14 protein-coding genes are annotated in these 14,559 nt (G+C 64.1%); 12 read left to right on the top strand and 2 right to left on the bottom strand.

All coding sequences use genetic code 11. The annotated features are described in order from the left end of the window. The first annotated feature begins 46 nt into the window (after nucleotides 1-46). The 12 genes from NLM15_RS01330 (at nucleotide 47) to xth (ending at nucleotide 13,282) form a co-directional block, all read left to right on the top strand. Nucleotides 47-1,348 carry an ammonium transporter gene (locus NLM15_RS01330; protein ID WP_254114848.1) on the top strand — a complete coding sequence of 434 codons (1,302 nt, stop codon included), beginning with the start codon at nucleotides 47-49 and terminating at the stop codon, nucleotides 1,346-1,348. 39 nt (nucleotides 1,349-1,387) lie between these two features. Continuing rightward, complete coding sequence (locus tag NLM15_RS01325; protein WP_254114847.1) at nucleotides 1,388-1,702, top strand: helix-turn-helix transcriptional regulator; 315 nt, start codon at nucleotides 1,388-1,390, stop codon at nucleotides 1,700-1,702. Further along, nucleotides 1,699-2,055 (top strand): SRPBCC domain-containing protein, encoded by a 357-nt coding sequence (locus tag NLM15_RS01320; protein WP_254114846.1) that lies wholly within the window; start codon nucleotides 1,699-1,701, stop codon nucleotides 2,053-2,055. Before NLM15_RS01325 ends, NLM15_RS01320 begins: the two co-directional genes overlap by 4 nt. Nucleotides 2,056-2,157: 102 nt before the next feature. Beyond that, nucleotides 2,158-2,760 carry an ATP-dependent Clp protease proteolytic subunit gene (locus NLM15_RS01315; RefSeq protein ID WP_254114845.1) on the top strand — a complete coding sequence of 201 codons (603 nt, stop codon included), beginning with the start codon at nucleotides 2,158-2,160 and terminating at the stop codon, nucleotides 2,758-2,760. Nucleotides 2,761-3,216: 456 nt separating this feature from the next. After that, nucleotides 3,217-3,555 carry a P-II family nitrogen regulator gene (locus NLM15_RS01310; RefSeq protein WP_008142813.1) on the top strand — a complete coding sequence of 113 codons (339 nt, stop codon included), beginning with the start codon at nucleotides 3,217-3,219 and terminating at the stop codon, nucleotides 3,553-3,555. Between the two features lie 37 nt (nucleotides 3,556-3,592). Further along, the gene (locus NLM15_RS01305) at nucleotides 3,593-5,041 is read left to right on the top strand and encodes an ammonium transporter (RefSeq protein WP_254114844.1); all 1,449 of its coding nucleotides are present in this window, start codon (nucleotides 3,593-3,595) and stop codon (nucleotides 5,039-5,041) included. Between the two features lie 217 nt (nucleotides 5,042-5,258). After that, nucleotides 5,259-6,857 carry a caspase family protein gene (locus NLM15_RS01300; protein WP_254114843.1) on the top strand — a complete coding sequence of 533 codons (1,599 nt, stop codon included), beginning with the start codon at nucleotides 5,259-5,261 and terminating at the stop codon, nucleotides 6,855-6,857. A gap of 136 nt (nucleotides 6,858-6,993) precedes the next feature. After that, nucleotides 6,994-7,398: a GFA family protein gene (locus tag NLM15_RS01295; RefSeq protein ID WP_234684178.1), complete on the top strand. Its 405-nt coding sequence runs from the start codon at nucleotides 6,994-6,996 to the stop codon at nucleotides 7,396-7,398. 272 nt (nucleotides 7,399-7,670) lie between these two features. Then, nucleotides 7,671-8,885: an aminotransferase class I/II-fold pyridoxal phosphate-dependent enzyme gene (locus NLM15_RS01290; protein WP_254114842.1), complete on the top strand. Its 1,215-nt coding sequence runs from the start codon at nucleotides 7,671-7,673 to the stop codon at nucleotides 8,883-8,885. An 8-nt stretch (nucleotides 8,886-8,893) separates the two neighbouring features. Next, on the top strand, nucleotides 8,894-11,380 hold the full coding sequence (locus NLM15_RS01285) for a DNA translocase FtsK (protein WP_254114841.1): 2,487 nt from the start codon (nucleotides 8,894-8,896) through the stop codon (nucleotides 11,378-11,380). 152 nt (nucleotides 11,381-11,532) lie between these two features. Further along, the gene (locus tag NLM15_RS01280; protein ID WP_254124117.1) at nucleotides 11,533-12,288 is read left to right on the top strand and encodes an outer-membrane lipoprotein carrier protein LolA; all 756 of its coding nucleotides are present in this window, start codon (nucleotides 11,533-11,535) and stop codon (nucleotides 12,286-12,288) included. A gap of 178 nt (nucleotides 12,289-12,466) precedes the next feature. Continuing rightward, nucleotides 12,467-13,282, top strand: coding sequence for an exodeoxyribonuclease III (gene xth, locus NLM15_RS01275; protein ID WP_254114840.1), 816 nt, complete (start codon nucleotides 12,467-12,469; stop codon nucleotides 13,280-13,282). Nucleotides 13,283-13,311: 29 nt separating this feature from the next. On the opposite strand, the gene NLM15_RS01270 is transcribed toward xth, so the two are convergent. After that, on the bottom strand, nucleotides 13,312-13,755 hold the full coding sequence (locus NLM15_RS01270) for a cyclic nucleotide-binding domain-containing protein (protein ID WP_254114839.1): 444 nt from the start codon (nucleotides 13,753-13,755) through the stop codon (nucleotides 13,312-13,314). Nucleotides 13,756-13,814: 59 nt separating this feature from the next. Further along, nucleotides 13,815-14,501 carry a response regulator transcription factor gene (locus tag NLM15_RS01265; protein WP_007598630.1) on the bottom strand — a complete coding sequence of 229 codons (687 nt, stop codon included), beginning with the start codon at nucleotides 14,499-14,501 and terminating at the stop codon, nucleotides 13,815-13,817. Between the last annotated feature and the right edge of the window lie 58 nt (nucleotides 14,502-14,559).

Genomic DNA, 14,559 nt, shown 5'->3' with positions numbered 1-14,559 from the left:
ACGACGCCATAGCGTGCGACGCAATTTCTATGCTGGGGGAAATGACATGGCGGGATTGTTGCGCCGCGCGGCCGTCATGGCTGCGCCGGTCGGATTGATGTCGATCACTGCCGCGCCCGCGCATGCCGCGGCCTCCGAGATCAACACCGCCGACACCGCCTGGATGATCGTCGCCACCGCGCTGGTGCTGATGATGACGATTCCGGGGCTCGCGCTGTTCTACTCCGGCATGGTGCGCAAGAAGAACGTGCTCGCCACCATGGCGCAGAGCCTTGCCGCGGTGACGATGATCTCGATTCTCTGGGTGGCATTTGGCTATTCGCTCTGCTTCGTCGGCGACGGGCCGTGGATCGGCACGCTCGACCGCTGGTTCCTCGCGGGCATGACGATGGACAGCGTCAACCCGGCGGCGAAGACGATCCCGGAAGCGCTGTTCATGCTCTACCAGATGACCTTCGCCATCATCACGGTGGCGCTGGTCGCGGGCTCGGTCGCCGACCGGATGCGCTTCTCCGCCTATCTCGTGTTCTCGGTCGCCTGGTTCATCTTCGTCTACATTCCGCTGGCGCATTGGGTCTGGGGCGGCGGCTTCCTTGCCAGCATGGGCGTGCTGGATTTTGCCGGCGGTCTCGTCGTGCACCTGTCGGCCGGCACCGCCGGCCTCGTCGCCGCCAAGGTGATGGGGCGCCGCCACGGCTACGGCACTGAAAATCTGTCGCCGTTCGATCTGTCGCTCGCGGTGATGGGCACCGGCCTGTTGTGGGTGGGCTGGTTCGGCTTCAACGGCGGCTCGGCGGGCGCAGCCAATTCGCGCGCGGTGCTGGCGATCATCGCGACGCATCTTGCCGCCTGCTCCGGCGCGCTGACCTGGGGCGCGATCGAATGGTCGACCCGGCGCAAGCCGTCGGTGCTCGGCATGATCTCCGGCGCGGTTGCCGGGCTCGGCACGATCACGCCGGCCTCGGGCTTCGTCGCGCCATGGCATGGCATCGTCATCGGCGTGATTGCGGGGGCGGTCTGCTACTGGGCCTGCACCTGGCTCAAGCACCGCTTCAATTACGACGACTCCCTCGACGTGTTCGGCGTCCACGGCATCGGGGGCCTGACCGGCACACTGCTGGCCGGCGTGTTCGCGACCAGCGCGATCGGCGGCACCGCCGGCCTGATCGAGGGCCATCCGCAGCAATTGCTGATCCAGCTCTACGGGGTCGCCGTCACCTTCGTCTGGTCGGCGGGCGTGAGCTTCATCCTGCTCAAGCTGGTCGCCCTGTTCGTGCCGCTGCGCGTATCCCGTGAGCACGAGCTGGAGGGGCTGGATATTTCGCAGCACGGCGAGGCCTTGCAGTAAGGGCTTGCGCAACACATAAGCGCGTGCTTATGTGTTGCCATGATCGAAGCCGACATCTTCAAGGCGCTTGCCGACCCGACGCGCCGAAAGGTCTTTGAGAAGCTTGCAGGCGGAAGCCTGAACGCCAGCGCTTTGCGCGACGGCCTGGAGATCAGCCAGCCGGCGATGTCGCAGCATCTCGCCGTGTTGCGCGCGGCAGGCCTGGTGCGCGAAGAGCGACAGGGCCGCTTCGTGAACTACGAGGTCGATCCGAACGGCATTGCCACCATCGGGACATGGCTCGCACGCTACCGCGCCTACTGGCCGAAGCGCATGGAAGCGCTCGCCGATCTCTTGAAGGAGATGGATCAATGAGCGACGCCGCGAAGCCCGATCATCCCGACACAGCCCTGGTGCTCGAATACGAATTCGATGCGCCACCGGCAAAAGTCTGGCGCGCCGTGACCATTCCGGCCTTGCGCGAACGCTGGCTGCCGGATTGCGACCTTGCCGGCGCCGAGCCGGAATCATCGATCGCAGGCGAAGAAGTGCGCTACCGGCTGCGCGATTCCGAGCCGCCATTTCGCGAAAGCCACGTCATCTTCCGGATCGAGCCGAATGAGGACGGCGGCACCCGCATCAGCATCATCCAGCGGGTCTGCGACGATCGAACGAAGCTGCCGCAGCCGGCCAACAGCAATTGCTGCCTGATGCGCGCGGCGGCCTAGAGCATGATCCGGAAAAGTGTGAAGCGGTTTTCCGAGAAGATCATGCTCCACTAAGAGCACCACCCAAACAGACTTCATCACCTGCAGACATGGAGGTCGCCGATGCGCGACATGCTTCAGCTCGTCCCTATGGTCGTCGAACAATCCGCCCGCGGCGAGCGATCCTTCGACATCTACTCGCGGCTCCTGCGCGAGCGCATCATCTTCCTCAACGGCGAGGTCAATGATGCGATGTCGGGCCTCGTCTGCGCGCAATTGCTGTTCCTGGAGGCGGAGAATCCGAACAGGCCGATCAATCTCTACATCAACTCCTATGGCGGCGTGGTCACCTCTGGTCTCGCCATGTACGACACCATGCAGTTCATCAAGGCGCCGGTTCACACGCTGTGCATGGGCACCGCGCGCTCGATGGGCTCGTTTCTGCTGATGGCCGGCGAGCCAGGCCACCGCGCCGCGCTGCCCAATGCGAGCCTTCACGTGCATCAGCCGCTCGGCGGCTTCCAGGGCCAGGCGTCCGATATCCTGATCCATGCCAACGAAATGCAGGAAACCAAGCGGCGCATCACCCGGCTCTACGCGCAGCATTGCGGACGCACCGAGGAAGAGGTGGAACGGACCCTGGACCGCGACCACTTCATGACCGCGCAGCAAGGGGTCGAGTGGGGCTTGGTCGATCGGGTTTTTTCGGAGCGCGAGGCCGCCTGACGGTCCGACATGGACCTTCATCCAAGGGACCGTCCGGCATCATCCGGCACGCTCCATCCTGCTCAAGCTGGCTGATCCGCTGCGCATATCCCGTGAGCACGAAGTCGAAGAGCTCGATATTTCGCAGCGCGGTTAGGCTGCTCGGCGAGCCTCCCCGTAATTAGATACCTTCTAACTGCTCGGTGCCTGTGCAACATTGTGTCGGCAGCCTGTCGTGCTCGTCTTTTGAGCAGATATGATCATGTTTTAAGCGCGACGTAATAGCGCACTGCACCCCACTACGCGTCAAAGGCGAAAACACCCGTTTTCATAGTCCGTTAGGCAACGTGCCCGATCTGGCACGGCATTTGATTCTAAGGGTCCTGGCTGTGCCCGCGTAGTGAACTTCTCCCTCGTGGCGAACCAGTCGAGAAACGCCCGGCCACGTCCGGACCGGGCCAAGCGGGGATAGGACCCATGAAAATTGTTATGGCGATTATCAAGCCATTCAAGCTGGAAGAAGTCCGTGACGCCCTGACCGCCATCGGCGTTCACGGTCTCACGGTGACGGAAGTCAAGGGATATGGCCGCCAGAAGGGCCATACGGAAATCTATCGCGGTGCTGAATACGCCGTGAGCTTCCTGCCCAAGATCAAGATCGAAGTCGCTGTCGCCTCCGACCAGGTCGACAAGACCATCGACGCCATCACGTCCGCCGCGAAAACCGGGCAGATCGGCGACGGCAAGATCTTCGTCATCAACCTCGACCATGCGGTTCGCATCCGCACCGGCGAGGCCGATGCCGCGGCCCTTTGATTTCGCGCTCAACCTTTACCAATCAGGAGTGAATAAAATGACGTTTAAGCGTCCCTATGGCGCGGGATTGGCGGCTCTCGCAGTCGGCATGTTCGCTGCGACCGCGGCCTATGCCGAGCCAACGGTCAACAAGGGAGACAACGCCTGGATGCTGACATCGACAGTGCTCGTGCTGTTGATGACGATCCCCGGCCTCGCGCTGTTCTACGGCGGCCTCGTCCGTTCCAAGAACATGCTCTCCGTCCTGATGCAGGTGTTCTACACCGTCTGCGTCGTCACCGTGATCTGGGCCGTCTACGGCTACAGCCTCGCCTTCACCGGCGGTTCCGACTTCATCGGCGGCTTCTCCAAGGCCTTCATGATGGGCGTCACCACCGACTCGAAGGCCGCGACCTTCTCGGTCGACGCCAACATCTCGGAACTCATCTACATGTGCTTCCAGATGACCTTCGCGGCGATCACGCCCGCCCTCATCGTCGGCGCCTTCGCCGAGCGCATGAAGTTCGCGGCGATCGCGCTGTTCATCCCGCTCTGGGTCACGCTGATCTATTTCCCGATCGCGCACATGGTCTGGTACTGGCCCGGCCCGGACATGATCCAGGACGCTGCCAAGGCTCTCGCTGCTGCCACTGACGCGGCGGCAAAGACCGCGGCGCAGGCCAAGCTCGACGAGATCAACGCCGACGCAGGCTGGATCTTCAAGAAGGGCGCGATCGACTTCGCGGGCGGCACCGTGGTGCACATCAACGCCGGCATCGCAGGTCTCGTCGGCGCTCTCCTGATCGGCAAGCGCGTCGGCTACGGCAAGGAGCTGATGGCTCCGCACTCGCTGACCATGTCGATGATCGGCGCCTCGCTGCTCTGGGTCGGCTGGTTCGGCTTCAACGCCGGCTCCAACCTCGAGGCCAACGGCGGCGCTGCCCTCGCCATGACCAACTCCTTCGTCGCCACCGCAGCCGCCGCGCTGTCGTGGATGTTCGCGGAGTGGATCATCAAGGGTCACCCGTCGGTGCTCGGCGTCATCTCCGGCGCTGTCGCGGGCCTCGTGGCGGTCACGCCTGCGGCCGGCTTCTCCGGCGTGATGGGCGCGATCGTGCTCGGCCTCGTCGTCGGCGTGGTCTGCCTGTTCTTCTGCACCGTCGTGAAGAACGCGCTCGGCTACGATGACAGCCTCGACGTGTTCGGCGTGCACTGCGTCGGCGGCATCGTCGGCGCCCTCGGCACCGGCATCCTCGTCAATCCGGCGCTGGGTGGTGCGGGCATCATCGACTACACCGCGATCCCGCCGAAGGTCGCCGATTACGACTTCGCGGCGCAGATGCTCTCGCAAGTGTGGGGCGTCGGCACCACGCTGGTGTGGTCGGGCATCGGCTCGGCGATCCTCTACAAGGTCGTCGATGTGATCGTTGGCCTCCGCGCCAATGTCGAGAGCGAGCGTGAAGGCCTCGACATCACCGAGCACACCGAGCGCGCCTACAACATGTAAGTCTCCTCCCGGGCGCGGCCCCTCCGGGGGCCGCACCCAGAACTACGGTTTGGGGCACATACCCGGCAATGTCCCGACCGTTGAGGGGCTCCAGCGCAAGCTGGAGCCCCTTTCTTTTTGGCGCGCCGCATCGTCGCAGCAGCTGGGCCTGCATCAAGCCCAAATTGCATTGTCCCAAGACTGGTGAATATCATGCTCCCGCCCGGAGCACGGTTTCATGCGCCTGTTGCGTTACGTGACCTTGTGTTTGCTGTTGCTCGCCTTGTCTGCCCTCGACGCCAAGGCTGACAAGCGCGTCGCGCTGGTAATCGGCAACGGCGCCTACCGGAACGTTCCCACCCTTGCCAATCCGACCAATGATGCGGCCGACGTCGGCGCGGCCCTGAAGCGATCGGGATTCGAACCTCTGGTCGTGACCGATCTCGATCAGGCCGCCATGCAGGAAGCCGTTCTTCGCTTTGCGCGCGCGGCCCGCGGCGCCGACGTGGCCCTGTTCTATTACAGCGGACACGCACTTCAATTCGCAGGCGTCAACTATCTGGTGCCCATCGATGCTGTCGTGCGCGACGAGGTCGATCTGCGGCGCCTGGTCCGCGCCGACGAGATTCTGGCGGATCTCCAGCAGGCCAAGAACCTGCGCATCCTCGTGCTCGACGCCTGCCGCGACAATCCATTCGCTGACGAGCTTCGGCGCAACATCGGACAGAGTCGCGGCGTGGCCATCGGCCGCGGGCTGGCCAAGATGGAGAGCCCGGAAGGCACCATCATCTCCTATGCGACCCAGGCCGGTCGCACCGCCGACGACGGCAACGGCCGCAACAGTCCTTATACCAGTGCGTTTCTTGAGCACATCAGCGACAGAGACAACATCAACGCGGTGTTCCAGACGATCGGCGCCAGCGTCTACCGGCGCACCAAGGGATCACAGGTCCCGGAGCTGTCGCTGTCGTTCTTCGGCGAGCTTTACCTCAATGGCAAAGCCGAAACCGCAGCGCTGACACCATCGTCACCTCGGACTGACCCTTGCGCAGAGGCCGCCGACCATTGGCGCGGTGCGGATGCGCTCGGGACCGTCACGGCGTTCAGGGATCATCTGCTTCGCTTCCCGTCCTGTGCCTTCGCAGACCTGGCGAAATATCGCATCGAGCTGTTGTCGAAGCCCATCGAAAGCGCGAAGCGCCCGACCACTTTCGACGGAGCCTGGATCGCCAACGAAAGCTGCGAAAGCAAGCCGCCTTTTCCAGAATCGCGTCGCCAATATGTGTTTCGCATCAAGGACGGAGTGCTGCACACCGTGTTAGGGGACGCAGGCCAGCCCGGCTCCGTGACCTATGACGGCAAGATCGAACCGGACGGCAGCAGTACCGTCTCGGTCAACGGTATCGTTGGCGACAAGGATCCGCTGAACCGCACTCGCGGATCGTCCTATCAGTACAAGGTCGTGATCGAACTAAAGGATTCCAAAGGGGCTGGCGTCCGCACCGAAACCTATTGGCCGTGTCGTTACGACTTTTCGAAGGTATCCGCGCCGAGCGGAGAAGCCGATCGGAGGCAGCCCGACCCGAAGCGCGCCGCAAAGCGTAATGACAATGCGGCTGCTGCACCTTCCGATCGGCGCGAGGGCGGACAGGCCACGCCAGGCGGCAACGGGATGAGTTGTTCTATCATGCGCAGAAATTGCGCGGTGGCTTGCGTCAACTTTGGCGGCCAGCCGAATTGCGGCTCAACCTTTTGCGTGCGACAGGAAGCGGAATGCATGAGCAGCGGATGCTGGAGAAGTCGAGCATTCAACGGCTGCGGCCTCGCCAGGCGATAGGCGCAAGGCAATATCCATGGCCTGACCATCGATCGGGCCGCACTCTTTTTGACCGCGCGCAGAAGAAAAGGATTGCCATTCCAGATTGCCGGCGCAGAAATACCGGCCACAACGAACAACAAATCGGGAGGTCGTCATGCGTTTGGAAGGCGGATGCTATTGCGGCGAAGTGCGCTACGTGGCCGAAGGCGATCCGATGATGCAGGCTCAGTGTCATTGCCGCGAGTGCCAGTACATCTCGGGCGGCGCGCCCAACACCTTCATCGCGATGCCGGCGACCGGCTTCAGCTACATCACAGGGCAGCCCAAGCAGTTCACGCGCAAGGACCTCGAGCGCGCCGTGACGCGCGAATTCTGCGCCGAATGCGGCACCCATCTGGTGACCAAGGTTCCGGGCCTGCCGGCCGCGATCCTGAAGGTCGGCACGCTGGACGAGCCAAAGCAGTTCCATCCGCAGATGGCGATCTACACCTGCGACAAGCAGGAGTTCCATGCGATTCCCGCGGGCATGGCGACATTCGAGAAGCTGCCGGGGCACTAGGCGCCGGCGATGCAATTTGCACGACGGTGATGCGCAAGATTCGGCGCCCCGCAAAGGGCGCCGGGGCGGCCTGAGTTTCGCGATGCTGGAACCCGCAACGTTGCGAACAAGCCCCGCATCCCGTTGTTATTCGGCCCAATTATTCCACTCTGGACGGGCCGGCCGGCCGATGGTTAATCGCGTCTTAACCTCGCCCTATCTATGGTGAACTGAACCGCTTTCCCGCCGGCGCCCGCGCGCGACCGGCCGTTCCGAGAGTACTGGCGCCCAGAATGGTCATGACCGCCTCATCCCGTGCGCCGCAGGCCAGTGGAAGCTCCGACAACGAACGCTCGCCCTTTGTCCGGCTGAACGAGCTATTGGCGCCGCATCAGCCCGGCAAACCCTTGATTTCGCTCGCAGTCGGCGAACCGCAGCATCCGGTGCCCGATTTCGTCGGTCCGGTGCTGGCCAAGCATATCGCCGATTTCGGCCGTTACCCGATGAACCAGGGCACCGAGCCATTCCGCCAGGCGGCGAGCGCCTGGTTGTCGTCGCGCTTCAAGCTGCCGCGGCCGCTCGACCCCAAGGCCGAGATTCTCGTCCTCAATGGCAGCCGAGAGGGGCTGTTCCTCGCCGCGATCGCGGCAGCGCGCTATGTCGGCCCGCGTCCCGGCAAGCCCGCCATCCTGATGCCGAACCCGTTCTATCCGGTCTATGGCGCCGGCGCCGGCGCCGCGGCCTGCGAACAGGTTTATCTGCCGACCACGGTCGAAAACGGGTTCCTGCCCGATCTCGACGCCATCGACGAAGCGACGCTGGCGCGCACCGTCGCGTTCTACCTGGCCTCGCCCGCCAATCCGCAAGGCTCGGTCGCCAAGCCCGACTATTTCAGGCGGCTGAAGCAGCTTGCCGACCGCCACGGCTTCGTGATCCTCAGCGACGAGTGCTATTCCGAGATCTACACCCGCGAAGCCCCGGGCAGCGCGCTGGAATGCGCCGGCCCCGATTTCACCCGCGTGGTTGCGTTCCAGTCGCTGTCGAAGCGTTCCAACCTGCCGGGCCTGCGTGTCGGCTTCGCCGCCGGCGACAAGAAACTCATCGGCATATTCCTGGAGCTGCGCAACATCGCGGCGCCGCAGGTGCCGGTGCCGCTCCAGCATGTCGCGACCGTTGCCTATGGCGATGAGGCGCATGTCGAGGAGAACCGCAGGCTCTACCGGATCAAGTTCGATCTCGCCGACCAGATCATCGGCGATCGTTACGGCTATCGCCGGCCCGACGCGGGCTTCTGCGTCTGGCTCAATACGTCCGAGATCGGCGACGATGTCTCCGTGACTCTCAGGCTTTTCAAGGAAGCCGGCGTGCGCGTGGTGCCCGGTTCCTTTCTGGCGCGGCGTCAGCCCGACGGCTTCAATCCCGGTGCCGGCTACATTCGCCTGGCACTGGTGCAGGATAGTGAGACCACGGCGCAGGCGCTGCACCGGCTGGTCGAAACTCTGGGTTAGGCGGGCCCATGAGCATGTCGGCAATCGAACGTGTCATTCCACTGGTCGGCCATCTGCCGCCCTCGATCCGCGAGGGGCTGGCGCGGCGCATGCGCGAGCTCACCGGCCTCGGGCTGATCGGGTTGTCGGGCGTCGCTTCGGCGGCGCTGATGACCTGGTCGGTGCAGGATCCCAGCCTCAGCCACGCGACCTCGCGGCCGATCCGCAACATTCTCGGCTATGCCGGCGCGATCGGCGCCGACCTTGCGATGCAGATCCTCGGGCTCGGCGCGATCATGCTGGTCCTGACGGTCGCGGTCTGGGGCTGGCGCATGATGACCCATCGCCCGTTCGACCGCGAGGCGCTGCGGCTCGGCTCCTGGATTCTCTGCACCGTGATCGCCGCGGGCTTTGTCAGCTGCTGGCCGCATGGTGGCGCCTGGCCGCTGCCGACCGGCCTCGGCGGCGTGGTCGGCGATGCCCTGGTGCGCGCGCCCGCGGTGATTTTCGGACCGCCCGGCACGATCTATCGCATGATCCTGGGCACGATCCTGTTCGCCGCGATGGCCGCGACCTTCCTGATCGCCTGCGGTCTCGGCGCTCGCGAGCATGATGACGAGCTCGCAGAGATCGAGAACGACGACAAGCCGCTCGATGACGACGAGGAGAGCGATCGCGGCTCGGTGTCGCTGGGCTGGCTGTTCCACGCATTGATGAGCACGAAGGCACGGCTGATCTGGCTGTTCGGCGCTGCTTACCGCTCGCTGGTGTCGAGCGGACCGAAGACCAAAGCCGTTGCGTTCAGTCGCCAGGAGCCGAATCTCGGCGGCGGCCGCGCCGCACCGTCGATCTCGCCCCAATCCGAAGACGAGGACTACGAGGACGAGCACGAGGAAGCGGACGAAGAAGAGGAGGAAGAGGAGGAGGAGGAGCCGGCCGCGCGCGCCCCGCGCAAGAAGGCTGCATCGAAGGCCGCTTCCAAGAAGTCCTCCGACAAGTTCGAGCTTCCATCCGTCTCCGTGTTGGCCGCGCCCAAGGCCGGCGATCGCCAGCCGCTCAGCAAGGCCGAGCTGGAAGCCAATTCTCGCTCGCTCGAAGGCGTGCTGCAGGATTTCGGCGTGCGCGGCGAAATCGTGAAAGCCAATCCGGGTCCCGTGGTCACGCTGTACGAGCTGGAGCCGGCGCCCGGCATCAAGTCGTCGCGCGTGATCGGGCTCGCCGACGACATCGCCCGCTCGATGAGCGCGCTGTCGGCGCGCGTCGCGGTCGTGCCCGGCCGCAACGCCATCGGCATCGAACTGCCGAACGCGCATCGCGAAAAGGTCTATCTGCGCGAGCTGCTGATCGCGAAGGAAGCGACCGACACGGTTGCAAAGCTGCCGCTCTGCCTCGGCAAGACCATCGGCGGCGACCCCGTGATCATCGACCTCGCGCGCACGCCGCACATGCTGATCGCCGGCACCACCGGCTCCGGCAAGTCGGTCGCCATCAACACCATGATCCTCAGCCTGGTCTATCGGCTGCGCCCGGACCAGTGCCGCCTGATCATGGTCGATCCGAAGATGCTCGAACTGTCCGTCTATGACGGCATTCCCCATCTGCTCACGCCCGTCGTGACCGACCCGAAGAAGGCGGTGGTCGCGCTGAAATGGGCCGTGCGCGAGATGGAAGAGCGCTACAAGAACATGGCCAAGCTCGGTGTGCGCAACATCGACGGCTACAACACGCGCCTGCTCGAGTTGAAAGCCAAGGGTGAGGAACCGACGCGCACGGTGCACACCGGCTTCGACAAGGAGACCGGCAAGGCGATCTACGAGGAAGAGAAGCTCTCGCTCGACCCGCTGCCCTACATCGTCATCATCGTCGACGAAATGGCCGACCTGATGATGGTCGCCGGCAAGGACATCGAAGGCGCGGTGCAGCGTCTCGCGCAGATGGCGCGCGCCGCCGGCCTGCATGTGATCCTGGCGACGCAACGCCCGTCGGTCGACGTCATCACCGGCACCATCAAGGCGAACTTCCCGACCCGCATCGCCTTCCAGGTGACGTCCAAGATCGACAGCCGCACCATCCTTGGCGAAATGGGCGCCGAGCAGCTGCTCGGCCAGGGCGACATGCTCTACATGGCAGGCGGCGGCCGCATCAGCCGCGTGCACGGACCTTTCGCTTCGGACGAGGAAGTTGAAAAGGTGGTGCGTCACCTCAAGACGCAGGGCCAGCCGGAATATCTCGAAGCCGTTACCGCCGAAGAGCCCACCGAGGACGAGGACGGCGGCGCCGTGTTCGACGCCAGCGGCATGGGTGCGGATGGCGGCGGCGACCTGTTCGCGCAGGCCGTTGCGATCGTCAAACGCGACCGCAAGGCCTCGACCAGCTACATCCAGCGCCGCCTGCAAATCGGCTATAATCGTGCCGCATCGCTGATGGAGCGCATGGAACTCGAAGGCATCGTCGGACCCGCCAACCACGCCGGCAAGCGCGAGATTCTGGTCGAGGAAGAAGACAGCCATATGTGAGGCAAGCCGCCTCAAGGCATCATTTCACGCAAAATCGATATCTGCTTTTGCCCAAAATCACGGTAAAAGGGCGCCCAGCCATACAGGACGACGCGTTGATCAGACATCCGGACATTCGATTTGCCGCCACCATCGCTGCGCGAAGCGCGCGCGTGGCGGGCGTGCTTCTGGTCACCGCCGCGATGGTCACCGGGGCGTCGTTCGCGCAGAACGTCCCCGTGCCGAAGCCCGCGCCGAAGGGCCGCGACGGCGGTCCGGCGGGGGGAGGGCCCGCTGTCACCGGCGCGACCCAGACGCCGCCCAACCCGGTCATTCCGGATCCGCGCCGCAACGTGCCGAGCAGCATCTTCCAGACCTTCGATGCCAACCAGAAGGCGCAGGCGGCCAAGGTCAGCGCGTATCTGTCGTCGCTTTCGACGCTGGTCGGGAATTTCGTCCAGGTCGGTCCCGACGGCAGCAAGACGCAGGGCGACTTCTACATTCAGAAGCCGGGCAAGGTGCGCTTCGAATATGACGCGCCGAGCCCGATCGACATCGTCGCCGACGGATCCTCGCTCGTGGTGCGCGACCGCAAGCTCGCGACCCAGGACGTCTATCCGCTGTCGCAGACGCCGCTGCGCTTCCTGCTGTCCGATCGCATCGACCTGATGAAGGACACCAACGTCGTCAACGTTTCGGCCGACGACGTCTTCGTCAGCGTCACCATCGAAGAGAAGCAGGCGCTGGTCGGCACCAGCCGTCTCTTGCTGATGTTCGGCGCCAAGGATGGCCAGTTGAAGCAGTGGACCGTCACCGACCCGCAGGGCTACGACACCACGATCGCGGTCTACAATCTGGACTCGAACAAGAAGCTCGATCCCGGCATGTTCAAGATCGACTTCACCAATTACGGCCCGTCGCCGGGTTGACGGCGCGTAGGGTGGGTTAGCCGAAGGCGTAACCCACCACTTCTGCCACCGCGGAAATCAAAGAGGTGGGTTACGCCAAGGGACTGCGCTTCGCGCAGCCCGAGCTAACCCACCCTACGAAACCGCGCCTGTGGACAAGCATTTCGCCCACGCCATTCCATGCTAAGACGCATCCCTCATGCGTCTTTCCCTGACAACCTGGAACATCAATTCGGTGCGGCTTCGCATCGACCTGGTCGCGAAGTTTCTCAAGAGCGCGCGGCCGGACGTGCTGTGCCTCCAGGAGACAAAATGCATCGACGATGCCTTTCCGCTGAAGCGTTTCAAGCGGCTCGGCTATGAGCATGTCGCGCTGAACGGGCAGAAGGGCTATCACGGCGTCGCCATCGTCTCGAAGATCCCATTTGAATCGAAGGACATCCGCACCTTCTGCGACAAGGTGGATTCGCGCCACATCTCGGTGTCGTTCGGCGAAAAGGCCAGCATCGCAAAGCCGCTGGTGCTGCATAATTTCTACGTGCCTGCCGGCGGCGACATTCCCGATCCGGCGCTGAACGAAAAATTCGACCACAAGCTTCGCTTCCTCGACGAGATGAAGGCCTGCGAGCCGCTGCATCCGCGCGGCGAGGATCGCCACATCCTGGTCGGCGATCTCAACGTCGCGCCGCACGAGAACGACGTGTGGTCGCACAAGCAGCTTCTGAAGGTGGTCTCGCACACGCCTGTAGAAACCGAGAAGCTGCAAGCGGCGCTGACGGCCGGTGAATGGGTCGACGTCGCGCGGGAGCGCATCCCGATGTCGGAGAAGGTCTACACGTGGTGGAGCTATCGCTCCGCCGACTGGACCGTCGGCGACCGCGGCCGCAGGCTCGACCACATCTGGGTCTCGCGCGCACTGAAGGACGCGGTCAGCGATTTCAAGATCCTGCGCGACGCGCGGAGCTGGGAGCGGCCGTCGGACCATGTGCCCGTCACGGTGACGCTGGACATCTGATCTCGGGAAGCCCTGTTACGAACGATCTCTCAGGACGTCAGCTTCGCGCCCGCCATCAAAATATCGCTCGCAATCTGGCTGGAGCGCACGGCGAATTCGTCGCGCAGGCGAACGGCGGCGGCAGGGTCGCTCTCAAGCACGCGCTGGAACAGGCTGCGCGCGACGCGAATGACGGAGGCGTGCTCCAGCGCGATCGCGCTCGACGGCCGCTTCATCGGCACCACCAGCGCAAGCTCGCCGATCAACGCACCGGGACCTGCGATCATCTCCGCGCCGGCGCCGTCGTCAACCCGAAAGGCGCCGCGCTGGACCACGTAGCCGGCATCGGCCTCGTCGCCGAGATTGAACAGGACGTCGCCGCGGACGAAGTTACGCTGCTCGGAGCCGATCGCCAGCATGCGCAACGAAGCGTCTCCCAACAGGCGCAGTGTGGGGACACGCTCGAGAAGCGCTACGTCGTCGTCGATTGACATTCAGGTCCGGGGCTCGAAAGGCACGCGATCTAAAACGATTCGCACGCCCATGAAGCGTATCACGGCACCAGCTTGTAGCCACCGGCTTCCGTGACCAGGATCTCCGGGTTGGCGGCGTCCTTCTCGATCTTCTGGCGCAGGCGGTAGATGTGGGTTTCCAGCGTGTGGGTGGTGACGCCGGAATTATAGCCCCAGACTTCCTGGAGCAGGGTCTCGCGCGAGACCGGCATCTGGCCGGCCCGGTAGAGGAAGCGAAGGATGGCGGTCTCCTTCTCGGTGAGGCGGACCTTGCGCGCATTGGCCGCGGTCAGCATCTTCGAGCCCGGGCGGAAGGAGTAGGGGCCGACCGAGAACACGGCGTCCTCGCTCGCCTCGTGCTGGCGGAGCTGGGCGCGGATGCGGGCCAGCAGCACGGCGAAGCGGAACGGTTTTGCGACGTAGTCGTTGGCGCCGGATTCAAGTCCCAAAATGGTGTCGGAATCGGTGTCGTGCCCGGTGAGCATGATGATCGGGGCCTTGAAGCCGCCCTTGCGCAGGGAACGGACCACCTCGCGGCCATCAGTGTCGGGCAGGCCGACATCCATCAGGACGAGATCGGGGGCATTGGCCTTCGCGGCGCTCGCGCCCTTGGCGCCGGTATCGACCGCGGAGGCTTCAAATTCTTCGTGCAGCGATAATTGCTCCACCAACGTATCGCGCAGATCGGTATCGTCATCCACGATCAGGATCTTGCGGGCATTGGCCATAGGGGATCATCCTTTTGGGTCCGGCGCGGCGCGCATCCATGCTGCACCCAGCCGAGAG

The organism is Bradyrhizobium sp. CCGB20, assembly GCF_024199855.1.
GTDB lineage: Bacteria > Pseudomonadota > Alphaproteobacteria > Rhizobiales > Xanthobacteraceae > Bradyrhizobium.
Note: the sequence above shows the minus strand (reverse complement) of the source record. Positions and strands in the feature narration are given on the sequence as shown.